The sequence below is a fragment of the Flavobacterium sp. genome (assembly GCF_017985075.1).
GTDB lineage: Bacteria > Bacteroidota > Bacteroidia > Flavobacteriales > Flavobacteriaceae > Flavobacterium.
This window is the reverse complement of record NZ_JAGNYF010000026.1, coordinates 1-16,147: the sequence shown is the minus strand read 5'-3', so window position 1 is coordinate 16,147 and position 16,147 is coordinate 1. Positions and strand designations below refer to the sequence as shown.

Below are 16,147 nucleotides of genomic sequence, written 5' to 3'. Positions count from 1 at the left end.
GCCAATTAATTTGACGGTTTTAAAATTGAAATATAGCGTTCTAAACAATCAAGTTCTGTTTGTGCAATAAATAATAAAAAGTTTTCTTTATTTTTTTCTGCATGACAACTTTCTAAAGCGTTATAATATTTCATTCTGGAAGTTAATTCTCCTTTAATATTTGCAATAACATAACCATTTTGAAGTAAAATTAAATTCATTAACAAGCGCGATGTTCTACCATTTCCATCAATAAAAGGATGAATACAAACCAATCTTTCATGCATTTCCGCAGCTAAAATTACTGGGTGCAATCTTTTTTTATTTTCAAAGTACCATAAATAGAGCTCTTCCATTTCTTTTGCAACCAAAAAAGGTTGTGGTGGCATATGTTTACTCCCTTTTATCATTACTTGTACTTTTCTATATTTCCCAGCATCTTCTGGATAAATACCTCTTAGAATTAAATTATGAATAGACATAACTTGTCTTTCAGAAATTGAAATTTCGTTTTGAACCAAATCTTTTATGTAATCAATAGCTTCATTATGATTTAAAACTTCTAAATGTTCACGCATACTTTTTCCAGAAATAGTAAGCCCTTCGTTAATTATAAAATCTGTTTCTTGTAAGGTTAAAGTATTGCCCTCGATTTTATTGCTTTCAAAAGTATATTCTAATTCTAAAGCTTGAGTAATTCTAAAACTATCGTAATCTCTGTATCTATCTAATTCTTTTTTTAGTTCATCTATTTTTAAAAGAATATTTTCTAAATCGTCAGATAATTTCTGTCTTTTAAATGATGCATAATATCTAATTTCTTCTTCAGCAATCATCATTGCTTTTAAAGCATATTCATCCTGACCAATTTCGTCATAAATTCGTTCTTTAAGCCAAGTAATTAATAAGTCTTCGTAATTTAATTGTAAAATTTCTGACAATTTTAGCAGTTGTTCTTTGGTTGGTTTTCTTGAACCATTTTCATATTTACTGATTAAAGATTGATCAATATCAAGCGCTATTGCAACATCAATTGTTCGTAATTGATTTTCTAATCTGGCGTTTCTTAATATATTTTTCATTACTTATCTTTTTTGTCATGACAAATTTAGTCATATTTTTTATTCTGAAAAAATATTTCACCCATTTTTTACATATATTTGTGAAAAATTTATTTTATGAAAAAATATTTATATTTCTTTTTAATTTTATTCAGTCTTGTTTTAAACGCACAAGATAAACCAAAATTGGTAGTTGGAATTGTTGTAGATCAAATGAAAATGGAATATTTATATCGTTTTTCAAATGATTTTTCAAACAATGGTTTTAAAAAATTAATGGCAAAAGGATTCACCTTTCATAACATGCATTACAATTACATGCCTACTTATACAGCTCCAGGGCATGCCGCCATATTTACTGGTGCTTTACCAAATGTAAACGGAATTGTAGGTAACGATTGGTTTAATAAAGCTACTGGCAAAGAAATGTATTGTACTGATGATGCATCCGTTAGCACTTTAGTTGAAGGAACAGAATCTGAAGGAAAAATGTCGCCAAAAAATCTTTTTAGCACAACTATTACAGATGAATTAAAATTGGCTACCAACTTTAAAAGTAAAGTAATTGGAATCAGTATTAAAGATAGAGGGGCTATTTTACCAGCGGGGCATTTTGCAGATTGGGCGTTTTGGTATACTAAAACAGGAAATTTTATCTCGAGTTCTTTTTATGGAAATAAATTACCAGACTGGACGATTCAATTTAATGAGGAAAAAAACTACATTAAATATATTGAAAAAGGTTGGGATTTATTTAAACCAAAAGAAATTTACAACGAAAGTTTAAACGATAATAATCCATACGAAGGAAAATTATTTAAGAAAACGCCTTTTTTTCCATACGATACGAAAGAAATGTTTACAAATAATGATGCCGGAGTTTTAAGGACTACACCATACGGCAATAATTTAATTGCAGATTTTGCAAAAAGAGCTATCGAAAATGAGAAAATGGGTGCAGATGAGATTACAGATTTTCTTACGATGAGTTTTTCATCTACTGATTATGTAGGTCATGTTTTAGGCCCGCGTTCTATTGAATTACAAGATACGTATTTACGTTTGGACGAAACAATAGCCGATTTTTTAACTTATTTAGATGAAAAAGTAGGCAAAGGAAACTATTTAGTTTTCTTAACAGCAGATCATGCGGGTGCTGAAAATGCTACATATTTAAAAGACAATAAATACGAGGTAGAAAGTTTAAATAGTAAAAACATACAACAAAGTATAATCGATTTTTCTCAAAAAACATTTGGCGAAAATTTGTTATTAGATTATTCAAATTTCAATATTTTTATTAATAAAGAAAAAGTAAATCAAAAAGGATTGGATTTAAATATAGTAAAACAAAAATTTAAAGCGTTTTTACTTACGCAAAACTTTATTAGTAATGTTTTTACAGAAGAAGAAATTCAAAATTCAGGTTCAAATAATCAATTGTTACAAATTATTTCAAATGGTTACGATCCAAAACAAAACGGGGAATTAGTCTTGTTATTTAAGCCTGGTTTTATGGAATACTCATCTACAGGAACAACACATGGTTCACCATATTCTTATGACACACACGTGCCTTGTCTGTTTTATGGATGGAAAATCAAAAAAGGAGAATCGTTCAATAAAAAAACAATTACGCAAATAGCGCCAACTTTAGCACAAAAGTTAAAGATAACTATGCCGAATGGTACTCAATCTGAAGTTTTAGAAGAAGTTTTAAATAAATAATAAAAAAGCACTGATGTTTTCAGTGCTTTTTTTATGTTTTCTACATTTCAATTTCAACTTGATTTCTTAAAATATCTTCAAAAGTTTCTCGTTGCCTAATTAAATGTGCTGAGCCATTTTTCCATAATACTTCAGCAGGTTTTACTCGTGAATTGTAATTAGAAGCCATTGAAAAACAGTAGGCACCAGCATTTTTAAAACTTAGAATATCACCTTCATGAATTTCTGAAATTCTTCTGTTTGTTGCAAAAGTATCCGTTTCACAAATATAGCCTACAACAGAATAATAACGTTCTTTTCCTTTTGCGTTTGATATATTTTCTATGTGATGTTCTGCTCCATAAAGCATCGGTCGAATTAAATGATTAAAACCGGTATCAACACCAGCAAAAACTGTTGAAGTAGTTTGTTTAACAACATTTACTTTCGCTAAAAAAACACCTGCTTCGCTAACTAAAAATTTACCAGGTTCAAATACTAAAGTTAAATTTCTACCATATTCTTTTTCGAAGGCGAGGAAGCGCTTGCTTAATTTTCTACCAAATTCTTCAATATCCGTTTCAATATCACCTTTTTTGTATGGCACTTTAAAGCCGCTTCCGAAATCAATAAAATCAAGATTTTTAAATTGTTTGGCAGTTTCAAATAAAATTTCGGCAGCATATAAAAACACTTCCACATCCAAAATGTCAGATCCTGTATGCATATGTATACCATTGATATGCATTTTTGTATTTTCTACAATTCGAATAATATGAGGCAATTGATGAATAGAAATTCCGAATTTACTATCAATATGTCCAACAGAAATATTCGCATTTCCTCCAGCCATAACATGCGGATTTACTCGAATACATACTGGAATGGTAGGATGCTTAGTGCCAAAATGTTCTAATATCGAAAGATTATCAATATTTATTTGCACACCCATTTCGGCAACTTTTTCAATTTCTTCAAAAGAAACGCCATTTGGGGTATACATAATTTCGTTAGGTTGAAAACCGGCATGAAGTCCAAGCATCACTTCTTCAATAGAAACTGTATCTAATCCACAGCCTTCATTTTTTAATAATTTTAATACAGAAACATTTGACAGTGCTTTTACTGCATAATGAATTTTAAAATTTTCAATCTTATGAAAAGCTTTCGTTAATCGATTATATTGTGATTTAATTTTTTCGGCATCGTACACATATAATGGACATCCAAATTCTTGTGCTACTTGTAATAATTCTGTATTTTGCATTTTTATTTTTTTTGTAAAAGTAGTTTAGATAATTTCCAAACTAAAATTATTACACAAATAAAATAATTAAATAACAAAATGTTATAATTATAACAATAGCTATACTAAATTATCAAATTTAATTTTAAAAATAAGAATAAAATTAGTCAATTACCAATTACTTTATTATTTTTGTCCCACTTTAAACAAGATTAACTCATACATAATTATGAACGTACACGAATATCAAGGTAAAGAAATATTAGCAAGCTATGGCGTGCGCATACAACGTGGTCATGTGGCCAATAATGCAGAAGAAGCTGTTGAAAAAGCAAAACAATTAACTGCTGAAACCGGAACAGGTTGGCATGTAATAAAAGCTCAAATTCACGCAGGTGGTCGTGGAAAAGGTGGTGGAGTTAAATTAGCTAAAAATTTAGATCAAGTTAAAGAAATAGCGGGTCAAATTATTGGTATGGATTTAATTACGCCTCAAACACCTCCAACAGGAAAAAGAGTTCATAAAGTTTTAATTGCTGAAGATGTATATTATCCAGGTGAATCTGAAACGAAAGAATTTTATATGTCTGTTTTATTAAATAGAGGTAAAGGTCGTAATATGATTATGTATTCTACAGAAGGTGGAATGGATATTGAAGAAGTGGCTGAACATACACCACATTTAATTTTTACAGAAGAAATTGATCCTTCAGTTGGTTTACAAGGATTTCAAGCAAGACAAATTGCTTTTAATTTAGGTTTATCAGGTGAGGCATTTAAAGAAATGGTAAAATTTGTAGATGCTTTATACAAAGCGTATATTGGTTCAGACGCTACTATGTTTGAAATTAATCCAGTTTTAAAAACATCAGACAACAAAATTATCGCAGTTGATGCTAAAGTTGATTTAGATGATAATGCTTTATTCCGTCATAAAGATTTAGCTGAAATGCGTGATGTTCGTGAAGAAAATCCTATTGAAGTTGAAGCGAAAGAAGTTGGTTTAAATTATGTAGATTTAGATGGAACGGTTGGATGTATGGTAAACGGTGCTGGTTTAGCAATGGCTACTATGGATTTAATTAAATACGCTGGTTTTGAACCTGCAAACTTCTTAGATGTAGGAGGAACTGCAGATGCAAAACGTGTTGAAACCGCTTTCCGTATTATTTTAAAAGATGCGAATGTAAAAGCTATTTTAATTAATATTTTTGGTGGAATTGTACGTTGCGATAGAGTAGCACAAGGTGTAGTTGATGCTTATAAAAATATGGGTGATGCTATTAAAGTGCCAATTATTGTTCGTTTACAAGGTACAAACGCAGAAATTGCAAAAGAATTAATTGACAATTCAGGTATGCCAATTTTATCAGCAGTTCAGTTTCAAGAAGCAGCTGACCAAGTAAAAGCAGCATTATCTTAATAAAATTATTTTTATTTTATATATTTATCCCGACTTAGGTCGGGATTTTTTTTATATTTGAAAAATAAAGGGGGATTAGCTCATTTGGCTAGAGCGCTACGCTGGCAGCGTAGAGGCGACCGGTTCGAATCCGGTATTCTCCACTGCACTAAATTTGAACATTCTTTTATTGGAGTAGAAAATTGATGGCTAAATTTAAAAAAAAAGACTTGATTTTAATCAAGTCTTTTTTTACTTATAGATTTATTTATTTTAAAACACCAATTTTGATTCTATAATTACCATTAATAGGAATATCAACATTGTTTTTTATTAATATACAATTAAAACTTCCCTCTACAATATAAAATTTTTCAGATGCAGTTTCATTTGTAAATACCACATTTGTAATAGTATGAACTTTTGGCGTGTTTGGTTTAAATCTTAAAAACTGATTTGTTCCTTTATCTTCAAAGACCAATGAAAAATCATTGTTTTTGCTACATGCATCTTCATTAAAATTCATTTCATATAAATCGTTTATATCGGTCATTCTTGTAGAAGTGACAATATTTTTTTGTGGATTACTATAATCTATAAAATTTTCAAAGTGAACAAAATTACATTCAATGAACAAATTTGAAGTTTCAATTTGTCCAACATATTGAAGAAATAAATCGCCATTATTTAAACAATTTTCTTCTCCACTAAATCCTGTAAAAAATAAGCCTTCTTTTTCGTATTGTTGACCGCTTACATTTATTTTAAGAAATAAATTATTTAAATTATTATTATTATTATTATTATTATTATCTTCATTAGTATCTTCTGAGCTACAACTCATTATAATAGTAGATACTAGTCCTATTAAAAAAAACATCTTTTTTTTCATAATGTTAAAAAATTAAAATTCTTGTTGAAGTTTAAATTGTTTATTAAAGCTTTGTGTAAAATAAATTATTTTAAAGCTTGAAAAGTTCCGTTAATTAAATTATAGTTCTGTTGGTTTGGATAATTTGGACAAGGGTTTCCACTAACAATATTTGTGCCTCCAACATTCAACAAATTATTAAGTTGAAATTCTCCAAAAATATAATTACTAGTAATTTGAGTAATTTTTACAAAACCTGTTGAAGTTGCTTTTTGTTCTAATTGTAAACTATTACAAGCATTACTTGTTTGGCTATAGTTGTCTTCGCTTTTATAAGGTAAAAAAACCGAGAATGAATTTATGCCACTCATTTGAATTATTTGATTAGTTTGCAAATCTCCAGATGTTGTAAACTTAATTGAAAACATAATTGCATCTTGAAGATATAATGGGTTTGAACCTTCTCTATTAATTAAGCCTATAATTTCGTGTGTTTTTGAACCATTATTATTTATGTAACTTGAGTAACCACAAGCCTCGTTTAAGTCTGTATTTGGAATTTTACTGGTAAATTTAAGACCGCCTTCAATCTCAAATTTCATACTAATTTCATTATTTATTGGGGAATTATTACTATCATCCTCAGAACTACAACCCGTAAATATAATTGACACTAGTGTCAATAAAAAAAATATTTTTTTCATACTATTAAATTAAAAAACTAGCTTTTAGAGGCTTATTAAATTACTAATTAAATTTATTTCGAATATTAAAATTATTTATATCGATAATCTGTATATTTTACCACTACTTCCTGTTGATGCAAAATAATAATTATTGTTTTTGGTTATTGAAAATACAGGGACATGTTCATTAACATCATCAATATTTAAGTTCCCACCTAATTTTATCCAGCTTTCATTGCTAGAATTAAAAGCAAAAACCCTATTCCAACTACCAGCGTATAATTTTGTATTATTAGAATAAAAACATGAGATGCTTGAAACAAAATTGAGTGCACCAGATGTACTTGTTAATCCGTTATTACGCGCATTCCAGCTAATACCACTATCATTAGACATTAGTACACCTTGATAATTTGTAGATATATAAATTTTTTCACCTATAGTAATTATTGAACAATGTTGATTAGGCCAATCATATTCTTGGAATCCATTCATGTTATTTAATTCGACAAAATCACTACCATTATTTGATTTATGAATTTGATTTTCATGTGACGTATTAAAATTATAAGAAAAATAATTAGAGCCATCTGAAACTATTCTGTTAGCAGAATTCCAGCTTATATAATTAGATTCTGTCCAATTAACTCCATTATCAATAGATTTATAAATATAAGGACCTGAACATACAAATATTACATTATTAATGATTTTGATATCTTCTGGCTGTTTATTTAAATTTTGCCAAATTTGAACCCAAGTATCTCCATTATTTATAGATTTATAATATTTTGTAGTTGAAGTTAAAACACTATTATGAATAGTCATTGAAGCATATAATATTCCAGTGTTTTCAAATAATTTAATATTTTCAGTATTAGTGAGATTTAATCCATTATTTACAGTACTCCAAGTGTCTCCATTATCATTTGATCTATATATTCCAGTATTTGAAGATACACAAAACACATAATTACCAATTGAACAAATATCACGTCCTGTTTTACTAAGTAGTGTCCAGTTTGTCGATGATGGATTATCCTCTTCAGAAATTGAATTTTCACTACATCCAGAAACAATATATAATAAAACACATAAAATTATAATATTTTTTTTCATAACTATATTATTAAAAAAAAACTGCCATTTAAGGCAGTTTTCAAGTTTGTTTAAAATTTATAACCTACAGAAAGTTGAATAACATTATTCTTGATATCAGATGAATAGCTATCTCCAAATTCATCAGTATAATTTTTTGTAATACTAGATAATCCTAAATTGTATCTTGCATCAACAAATAAATTATCTGTAAATGAATAACTAGCACCTAAATTAAAACTTAAACTTAATGATTTGTAAAAGTTTTTAACATCTACAGATTCAGAGTAACTATCAGTAATGCCAGAATAAGTTTCTGAAACATCATAATCTTCTTTAGCACTCATTAATATACCAAATTGCGGTCCGGCTAAAACGGCGAACTTGTCTGCTATATAGTATTTAGCCAATACTGGTATATTCAAATAATTTAATTTTGTTTTTGATTCTTCACTGTAAGTATCACCAAGATAAGTTTCAGTATATTTTGATTTTGCTCCTTGCATCGAAAATAACAATTCTGGCTGAAAAGCAAATTTATCTGAAATTTTGATCTCTGCAAATCCTCCAAATTGAGCTCCTATTAACGATTTGGAATCGGTAACATCACCTGAAAAATTAGAAATATTTAGACCTAGTTTTGCTCCGTATTTTATTTCTTGCGCATTAACAATTCCTGTTGCTAATAAAATAGCTGAAAATAATAATTTTTTCATTTTAAATTAGTTTAAATTAATAATTAGTAAAATTAATATTTAAGTTAATCCAAATTGATAACGATTTCTTACCGTAGACTTTTCAATGGTAACCGATAAATTATGAAGTAATTTTGAAAATTAATAATACGATTGTTCCCTTATTTATTTCGGATGAGATGACAATGTTCTCTTTATTGTTTTGAAACAAATCCATGCGTTCTTGAACCAATTTGATGCCTTTAGATTCGTGAATATGATTTAATTTAGATTTGTCTATTCCATTTCCATTATCTGAGATTTTACAATGTATTTCTCCATTTACTAATGAAAATTGTACGTTTAATTTTGACCCTTTTGAATCAGAATCAAAAGCATGTACAAAAACATTTTCTATAAATGGCTGTATAAGCATCGGTGGAATTTTGATTTTATTAATATCAACTGATTTGTCAACTTCTAAATTGAATTCTATTCCATATGGAAAACGCATCCGTTCAATGTTAATATAGGTTTTCAAATACTGAATTTCATCTACCAATTTTATTAATGGTTTGGATGAATTATTTAAAGTTTGTCGGATTAATTTCGAAAATTCTCCCATATAAAGTAGAGCATCATCCGTCTTACTATCTATTATGAAATTTTGAATCGAATTCATAGCATTAAAAATAAAATGGGGATTCATTTGACTTTGTAATGCTTCCATTTTGGTTTCAGCTAATCGTTTGTTGAAGTTGTTTTGAATTTCGGAATGTTTTTTTATTTTTTTAATTCTTATTCTTACAATATGATAAATCATGATACTTAAAAAAATAATTACAGTACAAATAAAAATTGTTGTTTTCCAGAAAGGAGGGAAAATTTCAATAATCAAACTTTTTGATTTTAATATTTGTCCTGTACCTAAATTTTTACCTTCAATTATGACTTTGAATTTTCCATTTGGAAGTCCTCTTAAATTAATTTTATTATTGCTTTCAAATTCACTCCAATTATCATTTAATCCTTCTATTTTGTATCGGTATACATTTTTATCAGCATTATAAAGATTATTGGTTGAAAAATAAATTTCAATGTCATTTTGAAAATATTTGAGCTTTATTGATGAGTTTCTAAGTATTCCAAAATCTGATTTTTTTAAAAACAGTGAATCGTTTCCGTTGATTTTAATAGTATTGATTTCTATTTTAGAATTAAAATATTTTTCATTTTGAAGGATTTTTTTGGTACTAAAGGTTATTAGCCCATTATTTGTTGCTAAAACCAAATCACCATTTTTATTCTTTGTACAATCATTAACTTGTAAATCTGTTAGTCCTTCAGATTTGTCTAATAATTTCAAAAGTTTATTATTCTTGACAATATTGATTCCTTTGTTTGTTCCAATAAAATAATAACCTTTTACCTCTTCAATAAATGTTATGGTATTCCCAATAATTTCTTTGTTCGAGCGTAATTTTGCAACTGTAGTTATTTTATTATTAATAAATTTAAGAACATATACATTTCCTAAATTAGTACCAACAACTAGGTTTCCATTTTTGTCAATGATTAAATCCCGAATATTTTTTTCATTAAATAATCCTTGTTCATTTAACGAATAAAATGTTCCATTTGTATATCTAAATAATCCATTAAGATAGGAACCAAACCAAATGCTATTCTGTCCTTTTGCTATTTTTAGTATATTTTTTGGTGTGTTTTTGTTTGTATTTGATACGGGTTTGGAAAAATCCCATTCAAATTTATTTTTAAACAAGTAGGTGTTGTTGTAAAAAGCAGTGTATATAACATCGTCATTGTCATTGAAAGCAATATTTCCACCATTACCCATGCCTATATTATAATATTTTAAATTTAATTTTTTATTAAAGCAAAATACGCCTAATGTACTATTAATCCAGACATTACCTTCTTTGTCATTTTCACAATTAAAACAAGTAAATCCTTTTCGAGATTTAAATTCATCATATTTAGATTTTTCTAATTTAGATGTTTTTTTACCATTGAAGTAACGATCAACTTTATTCCAAATAGCTTTTTCATTCCAAATTAAATATTTCCCATCGGGTTGTAATAGAATTATATTATCTCTAGCTCCAATCCAAGTAATATTGTCTTTACTGTTATATAATGATTGAATTTCGAGTTTTTTTAAACGAAAATAATTAGGTTCTAGCTTTTTAATTTTATTACTTAAATCTACTATAAATAATCCTTTATCAGTTGAGCCAACCCAAAGTTGGTCTGTTTTTTTATCAAAGTACAAACACCATAATGAAGTGGATGTAATGTTCGCTTTTTTTGTAATATCTTCTAGCTTGCCTTGTGAAATTTTATATAAACCACCATTTGGGTCAGTTACATTCCAAGAAGCACCATAAATAGTATTATTAGAATCAGATGCGAAATCCCAAATTTTATTTGAAGGTTGAATACTAATAAAGTTGGTTTTTAAATTTCTTTGATATAAAGAATTTTCTGAACCGCCACTATAATAGATATTGTTATTTATAAATGATGAAAAACTTTGTATGGGCTTAAATGATTCTTTTAATGTTGCCTTTGTAATATCATTATATAAATTCAGACTAAATGTTTTGTGCCAATTGACTGAAATTAAAATTCGATTTTCGTCTTCATTAATTCCCATAACTTGAAATTTACCAATAGGAGTTTTTTCAATAAAAGATTTGAATTTTTTTCCGTCAAACAGACTTAATCCATTTTCCGTACCTATTAATAAACAATTGAATTTTTTAGAATAATGCAGTTTTCGTACACTATTGTGGATGAGTCCATTTTTAGTGTTGAAGTATTGAAATTTTTTTCCGTTGTACTTGGCAATCCCATCGCCATAGAAAGAAAACCACAAGTTATGGTCATTATCTTCTGTTATTGACCATACATTATTGTATTTTAAGCCATTATTTTGATTAAATATTTTGTAATCTTTACCGTTATAACTACAAAGTCCATCTTCTGTTCCAATCCATAAAATACCTCTGCTATCTTTAAATATACATTTGATATTGTTGCTTGGTAAACCATCATTTATGGTTATGTTTTTACAGGGTATAGTTTGAGAGAAACTTACAATTGAAAAACTTAATAATATAATTAATAATTTACTTTTTATTGAGAATAGCATTGATGAAAGCTTCTTTTTTTCGGATGGATACTGGTAAATTTTCACCATTAGTTAGTTCAACTAAAAGGTCGTTCGTTTTGCTGAAGCGAGAAACATAATTTAAGTTTACTAAATACGATTTATGTATTCTCTGAAAAATATCGGTTGGTAAACTTACTTCAACGTGTTTTAATGATTTTGAAAGAGTTGTTTTTGTACCATCTAAACAAATAATATTACAATAATTATTATCCGCAACACAATATAAAATGGAGTTCACTTTTATCAATTCAAATCCGCTTTCCGTTGGGAATGCAATACTTTTGTATCCAGAGCTTCCTGTATCAATATTCTTAATTAATAATCTAAGATTTGCATCGTTTTTTATTTGAGCACTTTTCTTTTCAAATCGTTTAATTGCACTTAATAAATCGATATAATTTATCGGTTTAAGTAAATAGTCTAATGCATTGATTTTGATTGCATCTATTGCAAATTGAGCATGTGCTGTAGTAAAAATTATTTCAAAGTTAACTTGTTTCAACTCCTTAATTAATTCGAAGCCATTTTTTTTTGGCATTTGAACGTCTAAGAAAACCAAATCGGGATTATGTTTTTCAATAGCTATTAACGCTTCATCAACATTTTTACATCTATCCAAAATTATGAATTTATCTGGAAAATAGCGTATCAAAAGTTTCTCTAAAAATTCTCGAGCGTTGATTTCATCATCAACTATTATAGTCTTAATCATACTTGCAATACTACTTATTTTTATTGAATATGTATCAATTCAATTAGTAAACGATTAGATTTATGTGGTAACCGAAATTAAAACCCTTCAAAAACACCTAACCCAAACAAAGCAAAATCATATTTTACAGGGTCATTGGTGTCTAATTTTCTTAAATTAGTATCCAATTCAAATAAGGCTTTTGCATCATTATGTTTTCGAGTTAGCAGCAATAATTTCCTTGCAACATTACCCGAATGTACGTCTAACGGACAAGATAAAGCAGCTGAAGGAATGGTTTTCCAAATCCCTAAATCCACACCATTCGCATCATTTCGTACCATCCAACGTAAAAACATATTAATTCTTTTGGCGGCTGAACCATTTAAGGGATCTGAAATGTGTTTTTGTGTCCGAGGTAAATGTGGAATTTCAAAAAAGGTTTTTTTAAATTCGGATATGCTTTTTTGAGTCGAATTATTTTCAATATGTTTAGAAAATACACTTTCTAAATCGGGATTGTTCTTGTAAATATGTTGTAACGCTTTTATAAAAGTAACAGCATCAGTAGCATTAAAGGTACGATGTACGAAATTAGATAATTTCTCTAAATGGATTTCTTTATGATTCATTACAAAATCATAAGGTGAATTTCCCATAATTTGCATAAGTTTATGCGAATTTGAGATAATCATTTTTCTATTTCCCCAAGCAATTGTTGCGGCTAAAAATCCAGAAATTTCAATATCTTCTTTTTGAGCATACAAATGCGGAATTTGAACAGGATCCGAATCAATAAAATTTTTATTGTTATACAACAGTACTTTTTCGTCTAAAAAACTTTTTAATTCTTCAGTAGTCATCTTAGCTTTGTAACACACCGTCAACCATTACTAATTTTCTATCGGCCATATTTGCCAAATCTTCATTATGAGTAACAATTACGAATGTTTGACCAAACTCGTCTCGTAATTTAAAAAACAGTTGATGTAAATTTTCTGCCGAAATATGATCTAAATTTCCTGAAGGTTCATCTGCAAAAATTACAGCGGGCTTATTAATTAAAGCTCTTGCTACTGCCACACGTTGTTGTTCTCCACCAGAAAGTTCATTTGGTTTGTGATTGATACGATGCGATAATCCCAAATAATCCAAAAGTTTTTTGGCTTCTGTTTCTACTTCATTTTTAGATTTATTCGCAATAAAAGCAGGAATACAAACGTTTTCTAACGCTGTAAATTCTGGTAATAATTGATGAAATTGAAAAATAAAACCCAAATTTAAATTTCTAAATTTAGATAATTCAGTATCTTTTAAATCGATAATTGAAGTTTCATTAATTAATAAAGAACTGGACGTATTGTCTTTCTTATCCAATACATCTAAAGTGCCTAAAATTTGTAATAAGGTTGTTTTTCCAGCACCCGAAGGTCCTACGATAGAAACAATTTCGCCTTTTTGGATTTGCAGACTTACATTTTTTAAAACGTGTAAATCTCCATAATGTTTATTAATATTGTTCGCTTTAATCATCATATCAATTTGTACAAAGAAACAAAGAATTTGTGAATATTAAAATCTTTGCTGTACAAATCTAAAAGTAACGTTAAATTGGCTAATCGTAAAGTATTATTGTCTAAATTTGATAAAAAAAGATGAATTATATTGTATTAGTAAGTACTGTTTTGAGTTTTTTTTCGTGTGGAAATAAAACACAACTAACAGATAAAAAAATGGAGGTTAAAAAAGAAATTATGAATGATAGTGTACAAGTGGCAACGTTTGCCGGAGGTTGCTTTTGGTGTACAGAAGCCGTTTTTTTAGAAGTAAAAGGAGTAGAGAAAATTGTTTCTGGTTTTACGGGCGGTTTTATTAAAAATCCAGCTTATCGCGAAGTGTGTAACGAAACTACAGGACACGCGGAAGGCATTCAAATTACATTTAATCCGAAAGAAGTGGCGTATGAAGATTTATTAGAAATATTTTTTGCTACTCACGATCCAACTACGTTAAATAAACAAGGTGCTGATGTGGGAACTCAGTATAGAAGTGCGATTTTTTATCATTCTCAAGAACAGAAAACAAAAGCAACAGCTTACATTCAATTGATTGAAAAAGAAAAATTATACGCAAATCCAATTGTTACACAAATTGAAGAAGCGGGTGTTTTTTATTCGGCGGAAGACTATCATCAAAATTATTACAATCAAAACAAAGAGCAAGGCTATTGTCAGTATGTTATCGCACCGAAATTAGATAAATTGAGAAAGTATTATAAGAGTAAGTTGAAATAATAGGGTGAAAGGTTTTGAGTAAAGGGTAAAAGTAAAAAGATTGCCAATCTATGTTTTCTATCTATAGCGAAGCTAATTAATTTATTATAACCCTTTCTATGTTCCTATGTGTTTTAATTATTGTGATAGCTATCAGTTTTTGAAATAAATTTGTATCTTAGTATTCAATAAAATATCATAAAAATATGAATCAGGAACCTCAACCAACGATTGTAAATAAAAGCGACAAAAAAACAAAGCTGATACTAAGTCTTATTTTTGATGGTATTGGAATGTTGTCCTATATCGTGCCTGTTTTTGCAGAATCTTTGGATATCATATGGGCACCTATCTCAGGATTACTTTTGGTTGTAATGTACAAAGGCACCGTTGGAAAAATTGCAGGTTTGTTTGGTGCTATTGAAGAGTTAATTCCGTTTACAGATATCATTCCAACGTTTACGATTACTTGGTTTTACACCTATATAATTAGAAAAGAAGCATAGTATTTTCAATTAAATAATAATTTGCTGTTTTACAGCATATTCAATTTTTTGTATATTTGTATGATTAAATTAATATTATGGCAGAAATAACTTTAATATTCGACGCTAAAAATCCAATTGCAAAAAAAACAATTGATTATATTTTATCTATTGGAGTTTTTAAAACCGTTATAAAAAAATCGGCTATAGAAATGTCTTTGGAAGATGTTAAAAAAGGTCGTGTTAAAAAATATAAAGATGCAAATGACCTTTTTGAAAAGGTTTTGAGTTAATGTACACTATTATTACTACAAATCGTTTTGAAAAAGAATTAAAACTTTGCAAAAAACGAGGATATAATATGGAACTTGTACAAAAAGTAATTTCTATTCTTTCAAATACAGGAAAATTACCTGAAAAGTAAAAGCCTCACAAATTATCTGGGAACTATGAAAATTGTTGGGAATGTCATATTAAAGAAGATTGGCTTTTAATTTGGATGCAAAATGATCAAGAACTAACTCTTTTATTCACCAATACAGGCACCCATAGTGATTTGTTTTAAAATATAGAAACATAAAAAAATCCCGCAATTAGCGGGATTTTTATTTTATTTAAATAGAAACTTAATCTTTATAAACCTTTAATGCTTCTTTTAATATTTGTGCCGATTTAATTAAATCTTCTTTTTTCAAAACATAAGCCATTCTTATTTCATCTAATCCAACACCTGGAGTAGAGTAGAAGCCGGCTGCCGGAGCTACCATAACCGTTTCGC

The 16,147-nt window shown here is 28.3% G+C and carries 15 protein-coding genes, 1 tRNA gene and 2 pseudogenes; 7 read left to right on the top strand and 11 right to left on the bottom strand.

Annotated features, from left to right (window positions below; genetic code table 11):
• Positions 1–5: 5 nt before the first annotated feature.
• Complete coding sequence (locus KA468_RS06700) at positions 6–1,061, bottom strand: Fic family protein (RefSeq protein WP_291242164.1); 1,056 nt, start codon at positions 1,059–1,061, stop codon at positions 6–8.
• Between the two features lie 96 nt (positions 1,062–1,157).
• Between KA468_RS06700 and pafA the strand changes: the two genes are divergently transcribed.
• Positions 1,158–2,768 (top strand): alkaline phosphatase PafA, encoded by a 1,611-nt coding sequence (pafA, locus tag KA468_RS06695; RefSeq protein WP_291242163.1) that lies wholly within the window; start codon positions 1,158–1,160, stop codon positions 2,766–2,768.
• 40 nt (positions 2,769–2,808) lie between these two features.
• On the opposite strand, the gene lysA is transcribed toward pafA, so the two are convergent.
• Positions 2,809–4,014 carry a diaminopimelate decarboxylase gene (lysA, locus tag KA468_RS06690; RefSeq protein ID WP_291242162.1) on the bottom strand — a complete coding sequence of 402 codons (1,206 nt, stop codon included), beginning with the start codon at positions 4,012–4,014 and terminating at the stop codon, positions 2,809–2,811.
• Between the two features lie 208 nt (positions 4,015–4,222).
• Here lysA and sucC point away from each other — a divergent pair, with 208 nt between their 5' ends.
• A complete protein-coding gene (gene sucC, locus KA468_RS06685; protein WP_291242161.1) occupies positions 4,223–5,416 on the top strand; it encodes an ADP-forming succinate--CoA ligase subunit beta in 1,194 nt (397 codons plus the stop codon).
• A gap of 69 nt (positions 5,417–5,485) precedes the next feature.
• Positions 5,486–5,559: transfer RNA gene (locus KA468_RS06680), tRNA-Ala, on the top strand.
• Between the two features lie 104 nt (positions 5,560–5,663).
• Here KA468_RS06680 and KA468_RS06675 read toward each other — a convergent pair.
• The 8 genes from KA468_RS06675 to KA468_RS06640 form a co-directional block, all read right to left on the bottom strand.
• On the bottom strand, positions 5,664–6,275 hold the full coding sequence (locus KA468_RS06675) for a hypothetical protein (protein ID WP_291242160.1): 612 nt from the start codon (positions 6,273–6,275) through the stop codon (positions 5,664–5,666).
• Positions 6,276–6,352: 77 nt separating this feature from the next.
• Positions 6,353–6,970, bottom strand: a complete 618-nt coding sequence (locus tag KA468_RS06670) for a hypothetical protein (protein ID WP_291242159.1) — start codon at positions 6,968–6,970, stop codon at positions 6,353–6,355.
• Positions 6,971–7,045: 75 nt separating this feature from the next.
• On the bottom strand, positions 7,046–8,071 hold the full coding sequence (locus KA468_RS06665; RefSeq protein WP_291242158.1) for a hypothetical protein: 1,026 nt from the start codon (positions 8,069–8,071) through the stop codon (positions 7,046–7,048).
• A gap of 50 nt (positions 8,072–8,121) precedes the next feature.
• A complete protein-coding gene (locus KA468_RS06660; protein WP_291242157.1) occupies positions 8,122–8,766 on the bottom strand; it encodes a porin family protein in 645 nt (214 codons plus the stop codon).
• Positions 8,767–8,866: 100 nt separating this feature from the next.
• On the bottom strand, positions 8,867–11,899 hold the full coding sequence (locus tag KA468_RS06655) for a histidine kinase (RefSeq protein ID WP_291242156.1): 3,033 nt from the start codon (positions 11,897–11,899) through the stop codon (positions 8,867–8,869).
• Positions 11,877–12,632, bottom strand: coding sequence for a LytTR family DNA-binding domain-containing protein (locus KA468_RS06650; RefSeq protein ID WP_291242155.1), 756 nt, complete (start codon positions 12,630–12,632; stop codon positions 11,877–11,879). The genes KA468_RS06655 and KA468_RS06650 overlap by 23 nt, the downstream gene beginning before the upstream one ends.
• Before the next feature lie 77 nt (positions 12,633–12,709).
• The gene (locus KA468_RS06645; RefSeq protein WP_291242154.1) at positions 12,710–13,474 is read right to left on the bottom strand and encodes a TIGR02757 family protein; all 765 of its coding nucleotides are present in this window, start codon (positions 13,472–13,474) and stop codon (positions 12,710–12,712) included.
• Between the two features lies 1 nt (position 13,475).
• Positions 13,476–14,144: an ABC transporter ATP-binding protein gene (locus KA468_RS06640; RefSeq protein WP_291242179.1), complete on the bottom strand. Its 669-nt coding sequence runs from the start codon at positions 14,142–14,144 to the stop codon at positions 13,476–13,478.
• A gap of 122 nt (positions 14,145–14,266) precedes the next feature.
• Between KA468_RS06640 and msrA the strand changes: the two genes are divergently transcribed.
• The 4 genes and pseudogenes from msrA to KA468_RS11095 all read left to right on the top strand — a co-directional run bounded on the left by msrA (position 14,267) and on the right by KA468_RS11095 (position 15,934).
• Positions 14,267–14,905, top strand: a complete 639-nt coding sequence (msrA, locus tag KA468_RS06635; protein WP_366933130.1) for a peptide-methionine (S)-S-oxide reductase MsrA — start codon at positions 14,267–14,269, stop codon at positions 14,903–14,905.
• 185 nt (positions 14,906–15,090) lie between these two features.
• A complete protein-coding gene (locus KA468_RS06630) occupies positions 15,091–15,390 on the top strand; it encodes a hypothetical protein (RefSeq protein WP_291242153.1) in 300 nt (99 codons plus the stop codon).
• A 77-nt stretch (positions 15,391–15,467) separates the two neighbouring features.
• Positions 15,468–15,662 carry a hypothetical protein gene (locus KA468_RS06625; protein WP_291242152.1) on the top strand — a complete coding sequence of 65 codons (195 nt, stop codon included), beginning with the start codon at positions 15,468–15,470 and terminating at the stop codon, positions 15,660–15,662.
• Positions 15,662–15,934, top strand: a pseudogene (locus tag KA468_RS11095) (type II toxin-antitoxin system YafQ family toxin). Before KA468_RS06625 ends, KA468_RS11095 begins: the two are co-directional and overlap by 1 nt.
• 61 nt (positions 15,935–15,995) lie before the next feature.
• On the opposite strand, the pseudogene KA468_RS06615 reads toward KA468_RS11095, so the two are convergent.
• A pseudogene (locus tag KA468_RS06615) lies at positions 15,996–16,147 on the bottom strand (pyridoxal phosphate-dependent aminotransferase); the annotation flags it as partial.